Source organism: Candidatus Sulfotelmatobacter sp. (assembly GCA_035498555.1).
In the GTDB taxonomy this organism is placed as follows: domain Bacteria; phylum Eisenbacteria; class RBG-16-71-46; order RBG-16-71-46; family RBG-16-71-46; genus DATKAB01.
Map to the genome: position 1 here is coordinate 1 of DATKAB010000192.1, position 6723 is coordinate 6723.

Sequence of the window (6723 nt, forward strand, 5' to 3'; positions counted from 1 at the left end):
TAGGCGTTGGTGGACGGCGCGGGCTGGCCCGGCTCGACGCGCGGGCGCCCGAACATGAGGATGTTCTTCCCATCCGGAGTGAGCACGATTCTGCCCACCTGCAGTTCGCTCGGCGCCACCGCCGACAGGCGCACGACGCCGTTTTCTTCCGCGCCGCGATGAGGCGCGCCGAGAATCTTGATCGCCAGCGCCGCCACCGCCGCGCCCACCAGCCCGGCCACGATGCGATTGGCCTGAAGTGATCGCGGCCGCGCAGCGCCGGGCGGCACCGCCGCGGGGTCGATGCGGCCGGACGAGGTGCGGCTCGCCAGCACTTCCTCGATCTCGAGCCGAGCGTCGCCGATGTCGCGCAGCCGGCGCGATGGATCCTTCTCGAGGCAGCGGGCGATCAGCCGGCGGATCGAAGCCGGCGTCCCCGGCGGCAGCCTAGAATAGTCGGGCTCGCGCTCGAGGATCTTCGCGATCACGTCGGATACGGTGTCGCCGTCGAATGCGCGTTTGCCCGAGAGACACTCGTACAGCACGCAGCCGAACGCCCAGATGTCGGTGCGGCGGTCCACGATTCGGCCGCGCGCCTGCTCGGGGCTCATGTAGCCGGCGGTGCCGAGCACTCCGCCGCCGAGCTGCGTCAAGGTCGGCGATTGCGACGAGCTCGATGCGGCGGCGCTCCCCGACGCCCCGCTGGTGGCGAGACCGAAATCCACGACCTTCACGGTGCCGTCGCCGCGCACCATCACATTGCCGGGCTTCAAGTCGCGATGAACGATGCCGTTCTCGTGCGCGGTTTCGATCGCCAGGGCCACCTGCCGGTTGATGTCGAGCGCGTCGCCGATCGGCAGCGCCCCGCGCTCGATGCGTACGGCGAGCGATTCGCCCTCGATGAACTCGAGCACCAGGAACGGCCGGCCGCCGACGTTCTCGATTCCGTAGATGGCGCCGAGATTGGGATGGTTGAGCGCGGCCAGCAATTTCGCCTCGCGCTCGAAGCGCGCCATGCGCGCCGAGTCGCCGGCCAGATCCTCGGGCACGATCTTGAGCGCCACGTCGCGCGCGAGCCGGGGATCGTGCGCGCGATAGACCTCTCCCATGCCGCCGCGCCCGAGCAGCGCGACGATCTGGTAGGGCCCAAGCTTTTCACCGGGCTCGAGAGGCATGGGGTTCGGCGGCTCCGAGATTCGACGGCGTCACTGGCTTGGACGGACGCGACGCCTCGGGGGTTGGAGCGGCGCCGCGAACGGCTCGGCCCAATCGAGCCGCCGGACATTGGCACAGCCACGCGCTTCGTGCCATGGTGGCCCGCGCATGAACGTCCTCTTTCTTTCTCCCGGCTATCCCCCCGAGATGCCGAAATTCACGCGCGGGCTCGCCCAGGCGGGCGCGAGCGTGATCGGGCTCGGCGACCAGCACGAGCATGCGATCTCCGAGGAGGCGCGACGGCACCTGGCGATGTACGTGCGCGTCGGCGGCTTCGCCAATGAGGACGCGATCGTCGCCCAGGTGGTGGAGCTGTCGCGGCGCGTGCGCATCGAGCGCGTGGCGTGCCTCTGGGAGCCGCTCATGGTGCTGGCGGCGCGACTGCGCGAGACGCTCGGACTGCCCGGCATGACGGTGGCCGAAACCGTGCCGTTCCGCGACAAGGAGATCATGAAGCAGGTGCTCGAAGCGGCCGGCCTCCGCGTGCCGCATCACGCCCGCGCCAGGAGCGTCGCCGAGGCCGAAGCGGCGATCGAGCGCATCGGGTTTCCCGCGATCCTGAAACCGATCGCCGGCGCGGGCTCCAAGGACACGCATCGCGTGAACGACCGCGCCGAGCTGAACGCCGCGCTCGAGTGGACCCGTCACGTCCCCGAGGTGAGCGTCGAGGAATTCATCGAGGGCGAGGAGTTCACTTTCGACACCATTTGTGGAGACGGCCAGATGCTCTTCCACAACATCTGCGCCTATCGCCCGCGGCCCCTGATCGCCCGGCAGCTGCTGTGGATCAGCCCGCAAACCGTCGCCCTTCGCAATCCCGACGTGCCCTACCTCGAGGGCGGGCGACGGCTGGGCGAGGCCGTGCTCCGGGCCATGAACTTCCGCACCGGCTTCACGCACATGGAGTGGCACCGCAAGGCCGACGGCGAAGCGGTGTTCGGCGAGATCGCGGCGCGACCGCCCGGCGCCTTCACCGTGGACATCATGAATTTCGCCAACGATGCCGACCTGTTCCGGGGCTGGGCCGAGGTCGAGCTCCGCGGCCGGCTGCACGAACCGGTCACCCGGCGGTACAATTGCGCCTCGATCTTCAAACGTGCGCAGGGTGAAGGTCGCATCCAGCGCATCGAAGGTCTGGGAGAGCTGATGAGCGAGTTCGCTCCCCACATCGTGGTGGTGGATCTGCTGCCGATCGGCGCTCAGCGTCGCGATCCGATGCAGACGCTGATTTCCGACGGCATGGTGATCGTGCGCCACGCCGACCTCGATCGCTGCATCGAGATCGCCGATCGCGTCGGCACCGACCTCAGGATGATCGCCGGATGAGCCCGCGCCGGAAGAAAGAGCCCGGCTCGATCGAAAAGCCGGCGGCCGAGAAGCCGCTCAAGGCCAGGGCGGCGAAGACGGCCGGTCCGCGGAAGCCTCCCGCGCCGAAATCGACCGAGACGCCCGCGCACCGCGCCGAGCTTTCGCTTTCGTTGGGCGGTGATGCGGCCGCGACCATCCCTCGGGCACTCGACCGGCTGGCGGCGCGCGCCCCCGCGCCCAGGTCGGCGCCCCCGCCCGCGCTTCCCTATCCGCTGCCCGACCACGGCGCGACAATCCCGATGCTCGAACTCCAGCGATTCGCGCGTGGCGAACATCGCCGGTTGTGGGAGATCCTCGGCGCGCATCTCACCACTCGCGATGGCGTGGCCGGCGCGCGCTTCGCCGTGTGGGCGCCCAACGCGCGCGAAGTCAGCGTCATCGGCGACTTCAACCGCTGGCAACCGGGTGCGAACGCCATGCAGAAACGCGAGCCGTTCGGCGTGTGGGAGCTCTTCCTGCCCGGGATCGGATCGGGCGAGCTGTACAAGTTCCACATCGAGGGCTGGCAGGGAACGACCGGCGCCAAGTGCGACCCGGTCGGCTTCTTCGCGGAGCTTCGCCCCAACACGGCGTCGGTGGTGACGCGGCTCTCCGACTACACCTGGCGTGACGCCGACTGGATGGCCAGCCGCGCCGAGCGCCAGAAGAGCGATCGCCCGCTGATGATCTACGAGGTGCACGCCGGCTCATGGAAGCGCGGGCCGCGAGTCGCCGATTCCGCCGACTCGGGCACGGGCGACGAGCTCGATGACGCCGGGCGCTTCCTGTCGTGGCGCGAGCTCGCCGATCAGCTGATCCCCTACGCGCGCGATCTCGGTTACACCCACATTGAGTTGCTGCCGATCACGGAACACCCGCTCGACCGCTCCTGGGGCTACCAGACCATTGGTTACTTCGCGCCCACTTCGCGCTTCGGCTCCGCCGACGACTTCCGCGCGTTCGTGGACCGCGCGCATCAGGCCGGGCTGGGCGTCGTCCTCGACTGGGTGCCCGCGCATTTCCCGCGCGACGGCCACGGCCTGGCGTTCTTCGACGGCACGCATCTCTACGAGCATGCCGATCCGCGCCAGGGCGCGCACCAGGAGTGGGGGACGCTGATCTTCAACTACGGCCGCCCCCAGGTGAGCGATTTTCTGCTGTCGAGCGCCGCGTACTGGCTCGAGCAATTCCACGTCGATGGCCTGCGGGTCGACGCGGTGGCTTCGATGCTGTACCTCAATTACGCGCGCGGCGAGGGCGAGTGGATTCCGAATCGCTTCGGCGGGGTCGAGAACCTCGAGGCCATCGACTTCCTGCGCGCCATGAACACCATGGTGCACGAGCGTTATCCGGGCGTGCTGACGCTGGCCGAAGAGTCCACTGCCTGGGCCGGGGTCACGCGCCCGGTGCACGTCGGGGGCCTGGGCTTCGATCTCAAGTGGAACCTGGGCTGGATGCACGACAATCTCGACTACCTGAAGCTCGATCCCATCTATCGCCGCGGCAATCAGGATCGCATCACGTTCTCGATCTGGTACGCGTGGCAAGAACGCTGGCTGCTCCCCCTCTCGCACGACGAGGTGGTACACGGCAAGGCCTCGCTGCTCTCGAAGATGCCGGGCGACCGATGGAAGCAGTTCGCGACCCTGCGCCTCCTGCTCGCCCACATGGCCTCGCATCCCGGCAAGAAGCTGCTGTTCATGGGCAGCGAGTTCGGGCAGTGGCGCGAGTGGAGCGAAGGTCGGCCACTCGACTGGGAGCTGCTCGAACACGCACCGCATCAGGGCGTCCAGAAGCTGGTGCGCGACCTCAATGCCCACGTCTCGCGCGAGAAGCCGCTCCATCAGCTCGACTTCGAGAGCGATGGCTTCCAGTGGATCGACTTCCGCGACGTCGAGAACAGCGTGCTCGCCTATCTGCGCTTCGCGAAGGATCGCGACGACTTCGTGATCGCGGTCAACAACTACACGCCGGTGCCGCGCCACGCCTATCGCATCGGCGTGCCGGCGCCCGGCCGCTACCTCGAGCTGCTCAACACCGATGCCGCCGAGTACGGCGGAAGCGGCGTGAGGAACGGCGTGCTCGAGTCGGAGCCGATCGAGTTTCACGGCTTCCCGCAGAGTGTCGCGCTGTCGCTGCCGCCGCTCGGCGCCGTGTGGCTGCGGCGCGAGACCGGATCTGGCAGCCGCGCCTGACAGGACGGCGCCGCGAAGCGCTGGCGGAAGTTCATCTGAGCCAGCCTTGAGCGACGCCGCAGCCGCTTAGACGCCCGACGTCGCCGCGATCGCTCGTGGCACGGGCGATGCGACCCACCGCAAATTTGTCGCGGCCGGCTCGCGTTCGACGCCGCGGCCAGGCAACTGCTCGGCTCGAGGCCCCACGGCGGCGTTGCCAGATACTCCCGAGAGCAGGCCTCCCGCCCCACGCGAGCCCGCGCGAGACCGGAAAGGGAGATCCCCATGCGACGCGCGCCATTCTTGGGCGTCCTCGCCCTGCTCGCGTGGCCGGCGTGGTGCAGCGCCAGTCACACCATCGTTCCCGACAACTACGCGGCCGTCCCGGCCGCGATCGCTTCGGGCGCCGATACGGTGTTGATCCGCGACGGGAGCTTTCTCGATCCGATTTCCATTCCGCGTGCACTGGCGCTGGCGCCGATGGCGCCCATCTCTTCGCAGCTGCCGCTACCGTATCCCACGCTCGGCCCCATCACCATCGACGTCCCGACCCCGGGCGCCGGCATGGTGTCGGTGAAACACATGCGAGTGACTGGCCCAGTGACCTGGAACGCCTCGCAATTTCGGCCCGACCTGGTGTCGTTCGAGGACTGTCGCCTCGACGCCGGGCTCACCACCACTCCAACCACGGCGATCGTCGGCCTGCGCCTTTATGGCTGCGTCATTCGCGGCGAGGTGTTCGCCGCCGTCTACTACCCGGATGTGGTGGGCTGCACGTTTCTGCAGTGCGGCCTCCAGGTGCAGTCCAACGGCGCGGTCAGCATTCGCGACAACTACTTCCAGGGCCCGGCCGCGTGGGGCATTCGGGCCTGTTGCAGCGACGCGAGCTGGAACGTGTCCCACAACTACATCACCGGAACCACGGTCGGCATCTGGGCCTCGGCCGGAACCTTCACGGCCAACGAAGTGCATGACACCCAGAGCGCTGCCTGTGAGGCCGACGGCGCTTCGGGCAACGTGACTTTCCAGAACAACGTCGTGGTGCATGCCGGCGGCAACGGCATCGATTTGAGCAGCCCGGGCTCGCCGGCCAGGTCGCACGCGGCGTTCAACAACCTCATTGAAGACGCCGCCGGCGACGGCATCCACTCCACCACGCTCTCCTGGGTGCGCGGCAATACCGTGCTGCGCTCCGGCGACGACGGCATCGAGATCACCTCCGGCTATGCATGCAACGCCAACACCGTGCTCAACTCGACGCACCGCGGCATCGTGGTCAACTCGAGCGGCGGCGCGGCCGATAGCAACGTCGTCGGCCGTTCGGGGGCCGATGGAATGGCGATCGCCGGCGTCGACGAAGCGCTGCAGAACACTTCCTACCTGAACGGTGGCAACGGATTCACGGTCACCGGCGCCAGCGTTCCGGTTCACAACAACATTGGCTACGGCAACATCGGCTACGGCGTCAGCTGCTCGGCGACCGGTTCCGCCGCGCTCGGCTGCAACGACTGGTACGGCAATACCGCCGGCAGCTCTCGCGTCTGCGCGCCGGTCGGGACCGACCTCACGGTGCTCCCAGGCTTCTGCAATCTGCCGCTCGATGACGTTCATCTGTCGGGAAGCTCGCCGCTGCTCAACGCTCCTGGATGCGGCCTGATTGGCGCGTTGCCGCAGGGCTGCGGCGCCGCGGCCGCGGTGGCGCCGCCGCCGAACCCGATCTCGTCGCCGCGCGTCTCGCCGCTGCCCGCGCAGCGCGCAGTGCACTTCTCGTGGGATCCCTACCAGCGGGTGGATCGCGTCGAGGTCTACGACGTGCTGGGCTCGCGCGTGCGCACGCTGGCGCCGGGCGCAGTGCGTGGTGAGATCGAATGGGACGGCAGCGACGACGCTGGGCGGCTGGTGCCGGCCGGGGTCTATCACGCTCGCTTCGTGGCTCCCAACGGGGCGCGCGCGGTGCGCGTGGTGTTCGTCAGGTGATATGGAGCGACCCTAAGTCAACGCGATAGTT

General features: G+C 68.5%; 4 protein-coding genes. 3 read left to right on the top strand and 1 reads right to left on the bottom strand.

Annotated elements, in window-relative coordinates; all coding sequences use genetic code 11:
- A partial coding sequence (locus VMJ70_15160) for a serine/threonine-protein kinase (protein ID HTO92469.1) occupies positions 1-1154 on the bottom strand: 1154 nt, incomplete at its 3' end.
- Positions 1155-1302: 148 nt separating this feature from the next.
- Between VMJ70_15160 and VMJ70_15165 the strand changes: the two genes are divergently transcribed.
- The 3 genes from VMJ70_15165 to VMJ70_15175 all read left to right on the top strand — a co-directional run bounded on the left by VMJ70_15165 (position 1303) and on the right by VMJ70_15175 (position 6692).
- Entirely contained in the window at positions 1303-2520 is a 1218-nt protein-coding gene (locus VMJ70_15165; protein ID HTO92470.1) for an ATP-grasp domain-containing protein, read from the top strand.
- Positions 2517-4736 carry a 1,4-alpha-glucan branching protein GlgB gene (gene glgB / locus VMJ70_15170; GenBank protein HTO92471.1) on the top strand — a complete coding sequence of 740 codons (2220 nt, stop codon included), beginning with the start codon at positions 2517-2519 and terminating at the stop codon, positions 4734-4736. The genes VMJ70_15165 and glgB overlap by 4 nt, the downstream gene beginning before the upstream one ends.
- Positions 4737-5000: 264 nt before the next feature.
- A complete protein-coding gene (locus VMJ70_15175; GenBank protein HTO92472.1) occupies positions 5001-6692 on the top strand; it encodes a right-handed parallel beta-helix repeat-containing protein in 1692 nt (563 codons plus the stop codon).
- The last annotated feature ends 31 nt before the right edge of the window (positions 6693-6723 follow it).

Bases quoted from the DNA above. Each gene is read 5' to 3' on its own strand.
- VMJ70_15165 (HTO92470.1), top strand. From the start codon at position 1,303: ATGAACGTCCTCTTTCTTTCTCCCGGCTATCCCCCCGAGATGCCGAAA.
- glgB (HTO92471.1), top strand. From the start codon at position 2,517: ATGAGCCCGCGCCGGAAGAAAGAGCCCGGCTCGATCGAAAAGCCGGCG.
- VMJ70_15175 (HTO92472.1), top strand. From the start codon at position 5,001: ATGCGACGCGCGCCATTCTTGGGCGTCCTCGCCCTGCTCGCGTGGCCG.